Below are 16,642 nucleotides of genomic sequence, written 5' to 3'. Positions count from 1 at the left end.
GAAAAATTAACATTTTTTACGCTGGAATAGTCTGACATTACCATGCTAATTAGCAATTGTCAACAACTGTCTCAAATTGTTGTTGGATCTGAAAAATATCTCCATGACAAGGAGTATCAGGCAGGACTTCTTTCTGACCTGCTCTCAATCCCGTCCCGACATCAGCAATGGTGAAATCTGGCTGAAACCCCTGCGCCATCGCATCTAGCAAATGCCAACCCCAAGACTGATTGGCTCGGACTCATGCTTTGGGGGGCGAATTAGGACTAAGGCGACAGCCTTCACCTTACACCGATCGCTCGCAAACTGTTACCCTCAATTGAACCGTACCCTACTTTTTTCCCAAAAGCTTTTCAGTGTTGGCTGAACTTTCAATAGTTCGGACAGTTTTTTTAACGACTCTGTAAGTCGTATCGCGAGTAAGCCATGGCATTTTTAATGATTTTTTGAAACGAGCGGGCTAGACTTAAAGATTGAAAAAATAGTCAGCCCTATAGCCATCAAGGGTTTGAGATACTCGATGAGATCTAAAATTGTCCGAAGTATTGAACTTTGAAAACTTAATAAAAGTTTAAATATGTAAAAAAAATATGTTTTTTTTGTAAGTCTTGCAATAGTTATCTACAATAGATAGGACTTGCGCGTGTTGTCAAGTTTGTTCTTGTGTCTCACAAGTCTTTTTCGCATCCTCAGCACAACTCTCAACTAAAATTGTTGTGCAAGTATTCATAGGAAAACTTTACCCGCTAATTTTTGAGATTAGCCACTAACCAAAAGAATCGCATATGCCAAGAACTCAACGCAACGATAACTTTATTGACAAAAGTTTCACGGTAATGGCTGATATCATCCTGAAGATTATGCCCGCGAAAAAGAAGGCGAAGGAAGCTTTTGCTTATTATCGGGATGGTATGTCGGCTCAAGCTGATGGCGAATATGCTGAAGCGCTGGACAATTATACTGAAGCGCTGAAGCTGGAAGAAGATCCTTACGATCGCAGTTATGTATTGTACAATATGGGTCTGATCCATACTAGCAACGGCGAACACGATAAAGCTTTGGAGTATTACAGCGAAGCGCTTGAACTGAATCCCAGAATGCCGCAAGCGCTGAACAATATTGCTGTGATTTACCACTATCAAGGGGAAAGGGAAAAGGAAGCTGGCAATGTTGAAGCGGCGGAAGGGCTGTTTGACAAAGCTGCGGATTACTGGAAGGAGGCTATTCGTTTGGCGCCGAACAATTACATTGAGGTGCAGAATTGGCTGAAGACGACAGGGCGATCGCAAATTGATGTGTATTTTTAACTATGATGAGAATGGGGAATGGGGAATGGGGAATGGGGAATGGGGAATGGGGAATTGATAATAGTTAGTAGTTAGTAATTTGGCTAATAACAACAAATAATCAATGCCTTATTCCCAATCCCTTCTTCCCAATGCCCAATTCCCAATTCCCAATGCCAAATTCCCAATTCCCAATTCCCAATTTTTATGATTGACAAAGAAGAAGTTCGGAAAGTAGCAAATTTAGCCCGATTGGAATTAACGCCGGAAGAAGAAGAGCAGTTTACTGGTCAACTGAACGGTATTTTGGATTATTTTGAGCAGTTGAGCGAACTGGATACGAGTAAGGTAAAACCGACAACTCGGGCGATCGATGTTAGCAATGTTATGCGATCGGACGATTTGCAACCTTTTGCTAACGGCGAGAGTATTTTGGCTGGTGCTCCCGATCGCGATGGGGAGTTTTTTAAGGTTCCTAAGATTATGTAGAATTTCCGCTGTGTACCTGACTCGATCGCCCCTTAATAAGCGGGGCGGTTTTATTGTCGTCATACAAATTAGGTACGTTGTTGCGCTTCAGCGCTCTTTATAATATTAGGAAAGAGGGCCCAAGCCCAACTACGTACCTTAAGATCGCACTAAATTCTCACTCCAAAAGATGCGGCCAATTCTCGTTCTGGCTGCGTACCAACTGTCGGCGGCATTGATCGACTTGCAACCTGCTCGATCAATTGTAACTGCTGCGGTAACATATTAGCTAAACTGTAGCGTTCTAGGGCGGTTTGACGGGCCTTGACGCGAATTTCTGCCATGCGGGTAGGATGGTCTAAAACTTCGTCAATGCGATCGGCTACTTGTTTCGGCGAGAAGTAATCGACGATTAAACCGTTTTCTCCATCGCGGATAACTTCTCTCACCGGGCCTGTATCGGAACCGATTACTAAACATCCTGCCGATAGAGATTCAATCATCGACCAAGATAGCACGAAAGGTCTGGTTAAATAAACGTGTACGTCGGATGCTTGAATTACTTTTAAATACAGTCCGTAAGGTAGCGGCCCGACAAAGTGCACTCGCGACATATCTAGCGGCACTTTTTTGAGCATATGGTCTTTGTAAGACTCGCCGTTGGGTAGGGAACGGCCGTAACAAACTCTGTCTGAACCAACAATTACAACGTGACAGTTGGGGCGGCGTTCTTGCACGTAGGCGATCGACTCAATGAACTCTGGAAAGCCGCGGTAAGGTTCCATTCCCCGCGATACGTAGGTGACAATTTCATCAACGCCGGACAAATCTAAATTCGGTAAAATTAGTTTAGCACCGGGATCTGGTTTAAAGTAATCGGTGTCTACGCCGTCGTGGAGTACGGATAATTTTTGTTGTAATTCTGGCGGGAATTGCGATCGCTGCCAATAAGTCGGCGACAAACCCCAATCGCAAGAATATAAATCGATCAGAATCGGCGCATTTTTGATTCTAATTCTCGCCATGTCGTCAACGCTTAAAGGTTCCGCCGGATCGAAATCTGCGTCGGAACCAATGGCGTGATAAAACCACTCGAAATAACACAAAAGTGGCGTATTTGGAAAAGCTTCTTTGACAAATAGTGTCGGCCCCCAACCTGAATGCCCGCAGATTACATCGGGTACAAAACCGTCAGCTTTGAGTTGTTCTGCCATTCTAAATACGGCTTGTCCGTAGATGACGGCACTTTCTAAAGGGCGCACGTATTGGTGAGTCTGGGCGTGGGGTTCGCGGCTGGGGGTAAATGCTGCTTTGCGAACTCCGGGAATTTCCCATTCTGGACGCTCGTTTTTAGTGCCGAAAACAATTTGATTTTTGGGATTTGCGCCTAATGCCGTGATAATGTGCCGGTATTGAGCGGGGAAGTTGGGGTGGAGAAATAATGCTTTCATTGTGGAAGGAAGTTCGGCAACTGATTTAGTAACGGATGTAAGGAAGAAAAAAATAGTTGGCTTTAGTTACTGCAAAGCTCTGATTTTAAGAGCGCGCATATTTTTAAAGCATTGTAGATTAGTCTCTGGATCCCCCCTAACCCCCCTTAGGTCGGGGGGACAAGAGTGTTAAAGTTACCCTTATAAGGGGGAGAATGAGAGCGTTAAAGTTTCCTTTGTGAAGGGGGAGACAAGAGGGTCAAAGTCTTCCTTCTTAAGGGAAAAAGAGCGTCAAAGTCCCCCTTTTTAAGGGGGATTTAGGGGGATCTAGACTTGGATACAAATCCTATTTTTCAAAGTTTTTACTCTGCAATTTAGACTAAGGGAGCTTTGCAAATCCAGATGCAATCTCGCGGTACTGAAGATGTATTTTTCAGGAGAATTTCATAGTTTAAATGGTTGAGAAATTTTTCCATAATTGTATCGGTCATTACTGAGAATGCAGTGCCATCTCTGCGCCCTAGCAAGTTTTTGTCCCACTCGCCGGCAAATTTTTGCCACCCTAATTCGCTGAGGATATTGCCGTGGTGGAAGACACAAATGCGATCGCCCCGCAGCAGTTTTGGAATGCGAGTTAGGTAGTTGAATATGTCTACGGCTTCTACGTGTACCATGGTATCGTAGCAAAAGCAGACATCGGCTGCACCCTGGGCGATGCCATCTAGCGTTAAACCGTCGAGTTTGACGTAGGAAACGCGATCGACTCCCAAGCGCGATCGGGCTGCTTGCAGCATTTGACTGGAAATATCGGCGCAAATTAGGCGATCGCAATATTTCAGCAACAGCGAACCAGTTTTTCCGCCACCGATACCAATTTCTAAAACCGTATGTTCTGGTTTGATGTACGGTGCAATAAATTCTTGTTCGATCAGCGCTTCGTATTCGGCTAAGGAGTTGGCCGCACCAGCAGCTTTCCCGATCCATTCGTCGCCAATATGGGAAAGTTCGGGATTAGTTTCTTGCCACTGTTGGGCGTAACTGTCCCACGCATTTTCGTAATCTACTCTTGGGCGATCGGTCATTTTTTCATCGTTCATTTTTGATTGTTTTATAGTATAGATGTCTGGATTTTCAATATGTTCCGCAAGTCTTCGTTTCTCCTTCCCCTGTACTACCAATTATATCAAATCCGGTCTTTATTAGAATAATTCATCTCTTCATTCTCTCGATTTTCTCCCTCTGTGTCCTCTGTGTTCTCTGCGGTTTAATAATTCCGGTACAGCCAGATTTGATATTACCAATTAATTAATGACTGCTGAAATATGCTTCGCAGAAAATGTCTGCATAAGCTTGAGTCATCTCCTCAAAAGTATTCAGTGAATCCAAGACATATTTAGCATTTCCCGCCAACTGCTGGCGCAAAGATTTATCCTCCAACAAACTAATCAAAGCTGCCAGTAATTGATCCGGACGATCCGGCGTATAAAACAAACCGTTAATTCCCGGCCTCACTTGTTCCTTAATTCCAAAAACTGGCGATGTAATAATTGGTAAATCGCAGGCCATCGCTTCCAAAATCACTCGCGGAAAACTTTCGACACGAGAAGTGCAAACAAAAATATCCGCCGCTTTGTAATATTTTCCTGGTTCCCCGGTTTCCGGGACTACTGTCACCCTTTGTCGCAACTCTTCCGGCAATGCGTTCACCATCTCGGCTAATTTATTGCTGTAAATACTCGGCCGATCGCCCACAATGAAACACCTAATCTTATTGTGCCATTTCTCAGGCAAAAGTGAAAGCGCTTGAACTAAATCTTGCTGGCCTTTCCGTTCGCAAACAGTTCCCAGCAGCAACAATACCACATCTTCTGCTGCCACACCTAAAGTGTTTCTAGCATCTTCTGAATTCTCGGAATTTTCCAGTTTGCTCAAATCTAAGCCGTTGTGAATCACTGTAAAATTGTGGTGGCTGTTGAGAGGCAAATACCTGTCCCGCGTTGCATCCGCCACAAAAATTAACTTGTAAGGAAAGCGGAAACATTCCAAAGCTCTCGCCGCAATCTCCGAACCAAACCTGTTAAAATAAGTTTGCCAAGGTTCGCTTTCGTGCACGTTCCACACCGCCGGAACTCCGATTTGGTGCGCCGCATCAACTACAAAGAAGTTTTCTAAAGTATTGGCATAAATTGCGTCTACTTTTAAACTTTCAATTTCCTTGCTAAAACTGCGGATAGCTTCATCGTAAGCATCGCGCTGGTAGATGTGTTCGAGGGGATTGTTTCGCACTATTACTTCAATTCCCTGTTGTTCGTAAGCTTGGCGCAGGGGGCCATCTGTGGCGCAAAGTACGATCGGCAAAATCACACCCTCAGCCGCCAATTTCACCGCAATCTCGTACTGATGCAGCGGCGCCCCCGTGAAATCCAGCGAATTGCTGCACATCAAAACCCTAACAGGATGAATAGAATGTTTGGCTACTGATAACACACGGGAATCATCAAATCTTAACTCTTCCTGCTCTCTTTCATCCGCTACATCCGTTACATCCGCTACATCCCGCACATTGCTCGTTGCCGAACCTTCTTCCTTCATAAACACCCGTCGGGGTTGAATATGAAAATACTCATCTTCTAAGGACAAATGAGGACTGTAAAAACTGTCAGTTTTCCCCGCATACTTGCGCCGAAAAGACGCAACTTCTTGAGGATTATCAGTAAAACCTCTCGAAGTTCCCTCTTTGTGCAACAACTCCGCATCGGGACAATACACACACCGATAACCCCGTTCTAACAATCGATATCCGTAATCGACATCATTGTAAGCAACAGCAAAATCATCCTCATCAAAACCGCCCAATTCTAAGAACAATTGACGGGGAGTAATCGTGCAAGCAGCAGTTACCGCCGAGTAATTTCGCGTTACCATCGCTTGAGAAAGATAGCCTCGATTCTCCTTATCCATCAGCTTAAAAGCGTGACCGGCCAAACCGTGATGGAGGCCGTGAATTACTCCCGCGTGCTGAATTCTACCGTCGGGATATAACAGTCGCGCGCCGACTGCACCCACGTCGCGAATTTGAGCGTATCCCACCATTTGACTCAGCCAGCGCGGGTTAATTACTTCAGTATCGTTGTTCAAAAACAATACATATTCGCTGTCAACTTGCTCGACGGCGCGGTTGTTGATTGCTGCAAAACTAAACTTGCCACCAGGATTTTTGATTCGCAAAACTTGGCAAGTTAATTGCTTTAAATATTCTAGAGTTTTCGGATCGTCGCTTTCATTATCTATGACAGCAATTTGAAATTTTTTGTAGGTTGTAGTTTCCAGAGAATCCAAACAGGCTTTCAGCAATTTCACCTGATTTTTAGTAGGAATAATTACCGTTACTGACGGGCCGTCATCCGGGAAATCCTGGGCAAAGATGCCCAAATTTTCTTTGGTAGCCCAGGCGTGCTGAGCGACATTGCCATTAATTTGTCGGCGGTTTAGTGCGTCTTGGATTGCTTTTTGACCTGCGCCAAAACTGGATGGTTTCGCGGCCCCAGATATGGCTGTAGAACCGGGTGCAGTTCGCCAATGATACAGCACTAGAGGCAGGTGGGCGACGTGGCGACAAATTTCGGTTGCTCTTAAGGCAAAATCGTAGTCTTGCGAGCCTTCAAAACCGATTCGCAAACCGCCTATTTCTTCAAAAATATGTTTTTTGACGGCGCACAAATGACCGAGATACATATAGGAAAGCAGCAGTTCTGGCGACCATTGCGGTTTGAATTGTGGGGCGAAACGGCGACCTTTGGTGTCGATTTTGTCGTCGTCTGAGTAGAGAAAATCGGTGGTTGGATGGGTGGCAAAATATAGCGCGACTTCGCCTAGGGCGTCGGGAGTTAGTTCGTCGTCGTTGTCTAAAAATAGGATGATGTCGCCTGTGGCGAGGGCGGCGGCGCTGTTAGTCGCGGCGCTGATGTTGCCGTTTTCTGTGCGAAATGTGATGCAAATTCGATCGTCCTTTTCGGCCCAATTTTTCAAGGTGTCAGCAACTGTAGCGTCGGTACTACAGTCGTCAGCGATGCAGAGTTCCCAGTTTTGATAGACTTGATTGATTACACTCTCGATCGCACTTTCGAGAAAATCTATCTGCGGATTGTACACTGGCATCACCACCGAAATCTTTGGCAGCGCTTGCCCACAGGATTTTAACCGAGAAATCAAGTAATCGCGCGATCGACTATTCCACTGATTCACCTCCAACCAAGCATCATACCTATCAATCGGTTTCGGCACCACAAAACCCGCAGGCGGTAGCAAATCCCCCGGCGCAGTCAACTGTTTTTGCTGTTGGTAAATCTTCCCCAACTGGCGCATCACCTTGACAATTTCCCAAGGCATCGGCACAATTCTACCCAGACGCTGTTTTCTCTCCCTAGCCCGCTGCCGGATTGCCTCTACAAAACTCGAAAACTCCTCAAATTTATCAGCACTTCGCTGCCAAATATGGTAGCGCCGCACAGTCAATACTTGTGGCGCTTGAAAAGACAAAATTTCCCCGGTATCTAACTCAGCTTGCAGCGCCACGTGCCATTCCCCTGGCGGCAAATCGACAAGTGCCTCAAAGCCACTTTCCGAACTGTTAACCCAGTCGGGAAACACTTCGCCGACATCTTTTCTCCGCAAACCGTAGGCGCATTCTACAGAAATATCGCCGCACACAAAGCTTAATTTAGCAATTTTGCGATCGTGGTGACAGCACCAACCTGCGAACAAAATTTGACCCTGACGCTGTTCCCACACCACGGGTACATCTAACGATGCTTGAATCGTTGAAACCAACAGCGGATAAGTTGCCAAAAGATGCCAATTTCCGCCTGCTTCTTGGGCTTCTAGTATTACTTCGTGCCGTCCGGCAGGCGCTTGCAATTCAATAGTAAAACCCGCTTTCCTCGCAGCCGGAATATTAGAATGTGCTATCGCTATATCGCTTCTTTCTATGCCGTAAACGCCCGAAAATATTTTGTCATCAATTCGGACACGCACTGCTTTAATCTCAATCTTTGTGTTAAATACCCAGCCCACAATTAGGACATTAGAATCGCTAATTTGCCAAGTAGTGGGTTGGTCTAACGAAAAAATATATTTCGGGAAGAGGTCACGGATTCGACGCTGAAAACCCCACAGATTTTCTCGGAGTTGCCACCAGTCAGAAGCTTTGATTGCCTCAATTTCTGCCCGCACTCTTTCTGTTTCCTGGCGCGACTTTTCTAAGTCTTCCCGACTTTCATTTAATTTTTCTTGAGTTTGACTCTGTATAGTTTCCATCCACAGTAACTCAGCTAATTTCTGCTCCAGTTTGAATTCTTTTTCTTCGTATTTTACCTGACTCTTCCCTAATTCTGCTTCTAATTCCAAGACTTTTGCTAAAGCTGTTTGAAATTGCGATTCTTTGCCGGCAAGCTGTACCTGAGTTTGTCCTAATTCTGCTTCTAATTCCAAGACTTTTGCTAAAGCTGTTTGAAATTGTGATTCTTTTCCGGCAAGTTGTACCTGAGTTTGTCCTAATTCTGTTTCTAACTTCAGGACTTTTGTTAAAGCTTCTTGAAATTGCGATTCTTGACCGGCAAGCTGTGCCTGAGTTTGTCCTAATTCTGTTTCTAATCCGAGCAGTTTTGCTAAAGCTTCTTGAAAATTAGATTCTTTGCCGGCAAGTTGTACTTGAGTTTCTCCTAATTCTGCCTCCAATCCCAACACTTTTGCCTGGGCTTGGTGAAATTCTTCTTGCCACTGTTTGATTTCGGAATTGCTGGTTTTTTGCTGTTTTTCCAGCAAGCGGATTTTTAGCCAATCTTCAAAAGGGCCGACAGAAGATGCTGGAAAATGAATAATTTTATCGCTGGCAGAATTCGATTCGCTGCCCAGATTGCCAGCTTGGGTTTCCAAAACTTGATATAGTTCTAAGGCTTCGGGAAAATATTGTTCTATTAAACTCGGCCTATGACTTTTGACAATATCATTTACTAATAAAGATTCTTCAAAATTGTCGGCAGGTATCGCACCTAAGTTAACGTTAAATTTTTCGTTGACTCGATCGATAAAAAGTTCGGGAGTGTTGCCGATCGGGTAAACGTTCGCCAGCAGACAGCGATCGGGAAAACGTTGGTACAATTCTAAGACTTTTTGGTTGTAGTGAATCCACATTTTTACTGCCATTTGGGGATTTTGCAGCAAGCTGACATCGGTTCCCCGGCGGTACAGCGAATCCACGACTTCCCAGGGCGATCGATAAACACAGATGAAATTGGCTGTGGGAAGCAAATTTAGCCAAAAATCCCAAAACAAAGCGGTTCGCGGGTCTTTCCAGCCCCAATGGTTGTCAGTTTGTTGGTTTTGGTCGATCGCCCGTTTGGCAATTTCCACATATTCCGCTGCTACCGGAATCGTTTGTTCAAACGTACAGCCGAGTTCATCTATGCCGTGCGATCGTAAAACACTCTTGTGAAACTCAACAAAATCAACATTCTCAAAATGACCTTTCACATTTCCCACCGCCGGGCCCACCAACTGTTTACCAATATCAACTCCGACTTTCTGAAACAAAGAAGCAGTTAAAGATGTACCGGAACGGTGCATTCCAGTAACAATAAAAACCGACGGTTTGCTGTCATTCATACTCACAATTTCTCTCCCTCGCCCTAATTCCCAAACCATTTTTACTCGCTACACTATTTACCCCAAAATGCAACTTTAGGTAATATCCCAACACTTAGTCTATCATCTCTAGCAATCTCCAATCCCCAATCTAAAATCTAAAATGGTCTTCTCTTATTCTCCCGCTAACCCGATCGCTCGCCTGACTTGAAACCACGTGCTTCTGAGCTTCCAGAACTTGCTACTTTCCATAGCCACAACTCGACATTGCGATTGCTGTAGTTCTTGCTTGACATTCATCAACTGATTTTCTGTCTTCTCCAACTGCATTTGCAGAGATACTAACAGACTTTGAGCTTGTTCTAACTGCGAGTGAACTGAAATTAATTGATTTTGACTTTCTTCTAACTTAGTATGAGATTCTTCTAACTGAGTTTCAGTAATCATTAACTTACTTTGACTTTGCTCCCATTCTATCTTAGCCGCAGCTAACTGAGTTTCCAGCAATTGAAGCTTGAGTTGAGTAGATCCCAATAAAGAGCGCGATTGCTTTTGTCTTACCAGCGATTGTACAGTGCAAGTTTCCAAAATCCATGTCAAACCATAGTTATTGATTGCTTTAACGGTTAACACATCCTGCGGCGCCACAGAATTTTTCGGTAAATAACAGTTCCAACCAGACTGCAAAGCCACATCAGTTTCAAAGTGTCCGGCCACATCCGGGCGATTGTAAAAAGGCTCGCACCTCTGCACAAACTCACCGTTTACCAGCACTTGCAAATCCTCAATTTTACCGCCATTATTCAGATCTGCCGCCCATCCTTCCAGATACAAATTCTCCTTATTTGTAAAAGCAGCAACATCAACATATCCTTCCGGGTGGTGATTGAATTTCAACTCCGAAAAATCTCTAGATAGTTGATTGGTGACAACATACAAATCCTGAAACCTGCATATACCTTTTTCGATGCGGTGAACAAAAGCCTTACCTGCGCTAACTTTATCGACAACTTCTCTGACAAACTTTTCAGTTACATAAGTTGTGCCGTATTCCTCCTTATCCAAAGACTGACTTTCGCTCAAGGCGCTGAACAAAATACCACTAGCAGGCATTTCTACATTAGGAGCTCGCAAACACTCATCGTGAACGCTGAACATCAAAATGCCGTTAGGAGTCAACAAATCGTACAAATTTTGCAACCAACTTGTAAAAGTTCTTTCCGGCATATGGCTGAAAAAAGAATTAGCCAAAATGCAGTCAAATTTGCGATCGATTAAATAATTTTCTGGTTTTCCAGTCGAAACAATACCGCTAACGCCGAAGTATTCAGCTTGAAACTTAACCGCATTAGCATAAATATCAGAAACCCAAACTTGTTCCGCTGGTATTTCCTGAATCAAAAACCGTGTAAATCTACCGTAACCGCAGGCAAAATCTAGAAAAGACGGTACATTCTCAAAACTGCCAAAATGCCAATCCACAACCTGTTTAACCGTATCCAGGATGCGGCGCCCCAGCGAATAATAGCGCACCAAAGCCCGATCGCGATCGTCCTTGACATTGCTCAACGCAAACAAATACATTTCATCGTTTTCGCAGATATTTAGTTTAAAATCTTCGGGAAACTTAGCTTGCTCTCGAATAAATGCTTCGATAACCGGATTTTGGACTAAATCTAAATTGCTCTCGCTCATTGTTTTCACAGAATTTTAGATGACTTCGGTTGACGCCTTTTTCACCAGAGAATCAGAATTAACAACAGTTAAACACGGTTCTATCAGCAAGTCAACGATGCCGTTACCGCAGGACTCTGTACAAGACTGAACTCTAAACATCGCCACATCAACGCAGCGATCCAGATAAGTTAAATCCTCATCTACCGTTCCCACAACCCCTGCATTCAAAAAATAAACTCCAGGATTTAGCAAACATTTAAACTGAAACTTCACGACAATTGTCGTACCCGCTTCCACATACCTAACGCACTGACTGGAAGCCTTTAAAGAAGCACCAGCCAGCTCAAAACCGCTAATCGTTTTAATCAACATTCCAAACCTCACCTTGGAAGTTGACCGCGAGAAAGTGACAGAGTAAGTGTAAACATAATCTTGACGACCAATCAAGTGATTGACCACAGTTCCCTTGAGAGTCTCGATGTGGGGGTTGATAATTTCCGCTCCGCGAGACGGATACCTCACCGTATTCGACGGTATCATCCCCGGATCGTAAAATTCATCATAATGTTCCGGGGATTTCGAGTGATATTGCTCGGGTTTCACCTCCGCCTTTGTGCTTTCTAAATTAGCATCCTGCTGAAGATTGTTATCACTTTCTTGCTTTGTGAGTTGATTTAGCGATCGAATATCTGACTTCAGCCCCAACACTTTATCTGGATCTGCATAGATCAACTTTTGATACTTAGAAATTACCACCTTCGGCGTGTGAGCGAGCAGCAATTCTCCGCTATCCATTAAAATTGCTGACGTACAAAGTTGCACCACCGAAGTAGCAGCGTGAGAGACAAATAAAATCGTGCCGCCACCTTCTTGAATGCTTTGCAAGCGGGCAAAACACTTGCGCTGAAAAGCTTCGTCGCCTACCGAAAGTGCTTCGTCAACCACCAAAATATCCGGTTCGACGCTAGTCGCAACAGCAAAAGCCAGCCTGACAAACATACCGCTGGAATAAGTTTTGACTGGCTGTTCGATGAAATCTCCAATATCAGCAAAAGCAGCTATTTCATCAAACTTTGCTTCAGTTTCTTTTTGACTGAATCCCAGTATTTGAGCGTTGAAGAATACATTTTGCCGCCCGGTAAATTCCGGGTTAAATCCGCTTCCAAGTTCCAACAAAGCGGAAATTCGTCCTTTCACATCCACGCTGCCGGTGGTGGGCGTCAAAGTCCCCACAATTATTTGCAAAAGAGTGCTTTTTCCCGAACCGTTGCGCCCAACAATTCCCAGAGTTTGTCCTTGAGGAATTTCCAGATTGATGTCGTGGAGAGCCCAAAATTCGTCAGCGAGTTTTTTGTTAGGGTAAATAATTTCTTTTAAGCGGTCTCCTGGACGATCGTATCGCTTAAAGCATTTAGAAACATTTTTTAGTGAAATTACATTTTCTGTCATCCGATTTTAGATTTTAGATTTTAGATTTTAGATTTTAGATTGATATTATGTCCGCTCACTAAAAATAGGTTCGTAGTGAGGACTTTAGTCCTCAGATTTTTATGAGGACGGCGTTGCTGACTTACGGTATGAACGACTCAATGTGAAAAAACAAAACAAGCCAGTCAGTCAATCTTCTGAATTTTTAAGTTATCCATTTTCATACCCCGATCTAGCAATGCCTGAGGACTAAAGTCCTCACTACAAACCTTTATTGGAATTTTAGATTTTAGATTGACTTTCGATATCAAATAAGTTTACAGCACGTCAGCAAAAGCGGGGCGCAAACGGCGGTAAACTGCAAAACCTGCACAAAATATAGCAGCAGAAATCAGCGTGGCGACACCCCATTCACCCCAATGCTTGACTTCTCCAAGCAGTATCAGATCTCGGTAAATCTCGGAGATGGCGGCCATGGGATTGAGCCAAAATATCCACGCTCGCCATTCTTCGGGGATGATTGATGCTGGATAGACGATCGGCGTCAAATAAAACCAAAAATTTAGAATAACACCTAATGTCTGAGGAATGTCTCGCAAAAACACTGTCAAGCCCGCTGTCAAATATCCCAAGCCGGCTGTTAGCAGCAACTGAGGCGCCCAAACCAGTGGCAGCAAGCATAAAGTAGCGTTGAGCTTTTGCGTGGACACTGCTACGATCAGAATCAAAGCTGCTAAACCCAGAGAACTTTCAATAAAAGCGGTCAAAATCGGCACTAGCGGCAGCAAACCGAGGGGAAATACCACTTTTTTGACTAAATTTGGCTGCCCCACCACGGATACTCCCGATTTAATCAAACCGCTGGTGAAGGCACTCCAAGGCAATAAACCTGCAAACAGCCAGACTCCAAAGGTAATGTCACTGTTTTCGGGGAACCCTGCAAGTTGGAGCTTTACCTTGAGGACGATCGAGAATACATAAGTGTAAATCACCAATTGGGATAGCTGATTGAGCAGCGGCCACAAATTGCCCAGAATGGAGCCTTTGTATTGAGATTCCAAGTCCCGGCGCACTAATGTTGCCAGCAGATTCAGCTTTGTCCACCGTTGGCTGCTTGCGGGCATCCTGCCGCGAGCCGATCGGGCTTTTTGGGCAACTCCTTTCACCGTTCTCAGCAATTTTTTCGCCCTCGTTCACTAACCTTCACACCTAAATCAACTCCAGCTACGATTGTGCAGCCTTTGCTAAACCGCAATTATTCCACAGCCCCGCCGCTTTGATCAAGCATCTGCCGCTTCGGCGAAGGCAGTCGCTGGTTATTTTAGCCGATCGCCTCACTCACTGCTGAGCGTATCGCCATTTTTTGCTCGTCGTCGTAGCCCCAGCGTTCAAAAAATTCCTGGTACTCGCCGCTGGCATCCTGCAAATTTGCTAGCATTTCCGACGCTATAGTTTGACAGGCCGGCATTTGCAGAATTTGAATCAAATTGCGCGATCGCCCCTGCACTCTAGCAGAACCCGCCGCTCTTTCCTCGCTTTGATGGCGCGAATGATAGACAACCATCGCCGACGACATCGCCAAATTTTTCACCAGCAGTTCTGCTACGATCTCAGGAGCCGATCGCAGCGCCTCGATCGCTCCGGGTGAAGGCCTGTCTGCCGCCTGTCCCTCATCCGTCAGATAAGTAACAAAAAAACCCCGAGCACCGTTCATAGTTTTCACCAGAGAAGCCACTGCTTGCTCGATCTGGGCCTCTGAAAGTTGTGAAGCGTAGCTATCCCGTAGGGAATCGGCCTCAATTTGGGCTAGTAAAGATTGAGTCAGCTCGATCGCCCCCTCAAAAGTTATGCTTTCCGAGGCTAATAAAGAAGATGGAATACTCATAACGAACTCAATACTGGTAATGATTCCGCTCACAATTGTAAACAATTCCCATTGCCCGATCGCAAATAACTATGGCAATTATCTCCTCCAAACAACAACCACCCGACCCAAATCTACCCGAAGACATAGCCCCGGCACCCCGGAAAAAAGCCGCCAAACCCGAGACGGAATCGCTACTAGAATCGCAAGAACTACCCGACGAAATCAACAGCAAACAAGAAGACAAAATCCGGCCCCAGCGGTTAGCTGAATACATCGGGCAAAAAGACTTGAGAGAAGTTTTGGCGATCGCAATTGCAGCAGCCAAATCCCGCGGCGAACCGATGGATCACCTGTTACTGTACGGCCCACCGGGATTGGGCAAAACCACAATGTCGCTAATTTTAGCAGCAGAAATGGAAGTTGAATGCAAAATCACCACAGCCCCAGCCCTAGAAAAACCGCGAGATATTGTCGGATTGCTAATCAACCTGAAAGCAGGCGACGTGCTGTTTATCGACGAAATTCACCGATTATCTAAAGTTACCGAAGAAATCCTCTATCCAGCGATGGAAGACTGCCGCTTAGACATTACGATCGGTCAAGGAAAAAGCGCCAAAATCCGCAGCATTCCGCTGAAACCCTTTACCTTAGTAGGCGCCACCACCAAAGTTGGCTCGCTGACATCTCCATTGCGCGATCGCTTCGGCTTAATCCAAAGACTGCGATATTACGAAATAGACGAACTTAGTCTAATTGTTCAAAGAACCGCCCAAGTTCTCGACACTCAAATCACCCCAGAAGGAGCCGAAGAAATTGCCCGCCGAGCTCGTGGAACACCTCGGATTGCCAACCGCTTGCTGCGGCGAGTCAGAGACTACAGCGAAGTCAAAAAATTAAAGCCAATCGACGCCGAAGTTGCCTCCGTCGCCCTCGAATTGTTCAACGTCGATCCGCTAGGTTTGGATTGGACAGATCGGTCTCTTTTGACAGCAATGATCGAAAACTTTAACGGCGGCCCAGTGGGTTTAGAAACCCTCGCAGCTTCTACAGGAGAAGACACTCAAACAATTGAGGATGTGTACGAACCTTATTTAATGCAAATCGGATTTTTGCAGCGAACAAGTCGGGGCAGAATTGCCACAGCCGCTGCTTGGAAACACCTAGGTTTTGTCTCACCTAAATTATTGTAGGGTGCGTTAGATGGAGCGTGCTTAAATAATTGCGATGGAACAGTCGTAGGGTGCGTCGCCCTCGAAAATTCCCAAAGAAATATCGATAATCTTACAGCGACGCACCTGACAAACAGCGCTACAGTGTATCAGGAAAGGCAATACTCAATTATCACTGAAAATTCTATCTATCACAAAGCCCTGCACGAAACTCGTCATGTTGTTGATTGATAGATACATTATATCGTTTCCGGTTGCATCGGTATTCTTTAAAACGTAAACAATTAGCAGTTAATAGTTAACATTCAACATCACCTGACAGTACAACCGAAATTGATATAACTTGCTATGTCACAAATTTTAAGAGGGCCGGGGCCCAACAACATACCTTTCTTGGTACGTAGTTGCGATGCAAGCGCTCTTGGGGCTGAAGCCCAACAACATACCTTTCTTGGTACGTAGTTGCGATGCAAGCGCTCTTGGGGCTGAAGCCCAACAACATACCTTTCTTGGTACGTAGTTGCGATGCAAGCGCTCTTGGGGCCGGGGCCCAACAACATACCTTTCTTGGTACGTAGTTGCGATGCAAGCGCTCTTGGGGCTGAAGCCCAACAACATACCTTTCTTGGTACGTAGTTGCGATGCAAGCGCTCTTGGGGCTGAAGCCCAACAACA

At 45.1% G+C, this 16,642-nt stretch carries 10 protein-coding genes; 3 read left to right on the top strand and 7 right to left on the bottom strand.

Annotation, left to right across the window (positions count from 1 at the left end):
* Positions 1-785 precede the first annotated feature (785 nt).
* Both QZW82_RS21460 and gatC read left to right on the top strand, forming a co-directional pair.
* Positions 786-1,307 carry a photosystem I assembly protein Ycf3 gene (locus QZW82_RS21460; protein ID WP_293152504.1) on the top strand — a complete coding sequence of 174 codons (522 nt, stop codon included), beginning with the start codon at positions 786-788 and terminating at the stop codon, positions 1,305-1,307.
* A gap of 186 nt (positions 1,308-1,493) precedes the next feature.
* Positions 1,494-1,775 (top strand): Asp-tRNA(Asn)/Glu-tRNA(Gln) amidotransferase subunit GatC, encoded by a 282-nt coding sequence (gene gatC / locus QZW82_RS21455; RefSeq protein WP_293128462.1) that lies wholly within the window; start codon positions 1,494-1,496, stop codon positions 1,773-1,775.
* 149 nt (positions 1,776-1,924) lie between these two features.
* Here gatC and QZW82_RS21450 read toward each other — a convergent pair whose 3' ends face one another.
* The 7 genes from QZW82_RS21450 to QZW82_RS21420 form a co-directional block, all read right to left on the bottom strand.
* Entirely contained in the window at positions 1,925-3,205 is a 1,281-nt protein-coding gene (locus QZW82_RS21450; protein ID WP_293152501.1) for a glycosyltransferase family 4 protein, read from the bottom strand.
* 353 nt (positions 3,206-3,558) lie between these two features.
* Positions 3,559-4,281: a class I SAM-dependent methyltransferase gene (locus QZW82_RS21445; protein ID WP_293152498.1), complete on the bottom strand. Its 723-nt coding sequence runs from the start codon at positions 4,279-4,281 to the stop codon at positions 3,559-3,561.
* A gap of 208 nt (positions 4,282-4,489) precedes the next feature.
* Positions 4,490-9,847, bottom strand: coding sequence for a glycosyltransferase (locus QZW82_RS21440; RefSeq protein WP_366665066.1), 5,358 nt, complete (start codon positions 9,845-9,847; stop codon positions 4,490-4,492).
* Between the two features lie 153 nt (positions 9,848-10,000).
* Positions 10,001-11,521 (bottom strand): methyltransferase, encoded by a 1,521-nt coding sequence (locus tag QZW82_RS21435; RefSeq protein ID WP_293152495.1) that lies wholly within the window; start codon positions 11,519-11,521, stop codon positions 10,001-10,003.
* A gap of 15 nt (positions 11,522-11,536) precedes the next feature.
* Positions 11,537-12,952, bottom strand: a complete 1,416-nt coding sequence (locus QZW82_RS21430; RefSeq protein ID WP_293152492.1) for an ABC transporter ATP-binding protein — start codon at positions 12,950-12,952, stop codon at positions 11,537-11,539.
* A 296-nt stretch (positions 12,953-13,248) separates the two neighbouring features.
* The gene (locus QZW82_RS21425) at positions 13,249-14,055 is read right to left on the bottom strand and encodes an ABC transporter permease (RefSeq protein ID WP_293152568.1); all 807 of its coding nucleotides are present in this window, start codon (positions 14,053-14,055) and stop codon (positions 13,249-13,251) included.
* A gap of 197 nt (positions 14,056-14,252) precedes the next feature.
* Positions 14,253-14,816 carry a hypothetical protein gene (locus QZW82_RS21420; protein ID WP_293152490.1) on the bottom strand — a complete coding sequence of 188 codons (564 nt, stop codon included), beginning with the start codon at positions 14,814-14,816 and terminating at the stop codon, positions 14,253-14,255.
* A gap of 71 nt (positions 14,817-14,887) precedes the next feature.
* On the opposite strand from QZW82_RS21420, the gene ruvB reads away from it, so the two are divergent.
* On the top strand, positions 14,888-15,988 hold the full coding sequence (gene ruvB / locus QZW82_RS21415; protein ID WP_293152487.1) for a Holliday junction branch migration DNA helicase RuvB: 1,101 nt from the start codon (positions 14,888-14,890) through the stop codon (positions 15,986-15,988).
* Positions 15,989-16,642 lie beyond the last annotated feature (654 nt).

Source organism: Microcoleus sp. bin48.metabat.b7b8b9.023, assembly GCF_013299185.1.
GTDB lineage: Bacteria > Cyanobacteriota > Cyanobacteriia > Cyanobacteriales > Microcoleaceae > Microcoleus.
The sequence above is the reverse complement of the archived record's forward strand: the minus strand, read 5'-3'. Positions and strand labels throughout refer to the sequence as shown.

Bases quoted from the DNA above. Each gene is read 5' to 3' on its own strand.
- QZW82_RS21435 (WP_293152495.1), bottom strand. From the start codon at position 11,521: ATGAGCGAGAGCAATTTAGATTTAGTCCAAAATCCGGTTATCGAAGCA.
- QZW82_RS21445 (WP_293152498.1), bottom strand. From the start codon at position 4,281: ATGAACGATGAAAAAATGACCGATCGCCCAAGAGTAGATTACGAAAAT.
- QZW82_RS21420 (WP_293152490.1), bottom strand. From the start codon at position 14,816: ATGAGTATTCCATCTTCTTTATTAGCCTCGGAAAGCATAACTTTTGAG.
- ruvB (WP_293152487.1), top strand. From the start codon at position 14,888: ATGGCAATTATCTCCTCCAAACAACAACCACCCGACCCAAATCTACCC.
- QZW82_RS21450 (WP_293152501.1), bottom strand. From the start codon at position 3,205: ATGAAAGCATTATTTCTCCACCCCAACTTCCCCGCTCAATACCGGCAC.
- QZW82_RS21430 (WP_293152492.1), bottom strand. From the start codon at position 12,952: ATGACAGAAAATGTAATTTCACTAAAAAATGTTTCTAAATGCTTTAAG.
- QZW82_RS21440 (WP_366665066.1), bottom strand. From the start codon at position 9,847: ATGAATGACAGCAAACCGTCGGTTTTTATTGTTACTGGAATGCACCGT.
- QZW82_RS21425 (WP_293152568.1), bottom strand. From the start codon at position 14,055: ATGCCCGCAAGCAGCCAACGGTGGACAAAGCTGAATCTGCTGGCAACA.
- QZW82_RS21460 (WP_293152504.1), top strand. From the start codon at position 786: ATGCCAAGAACTCAACGCAACGATAACTTTATTGACAAAAGTTTCACG.
- gatC (WP_293128462.1), top strand. From the start codon at position 1,494: ATGATTGACAAAGAAGAAGTTCGGAAAGTAGCAAATTTAGCCCGATTG.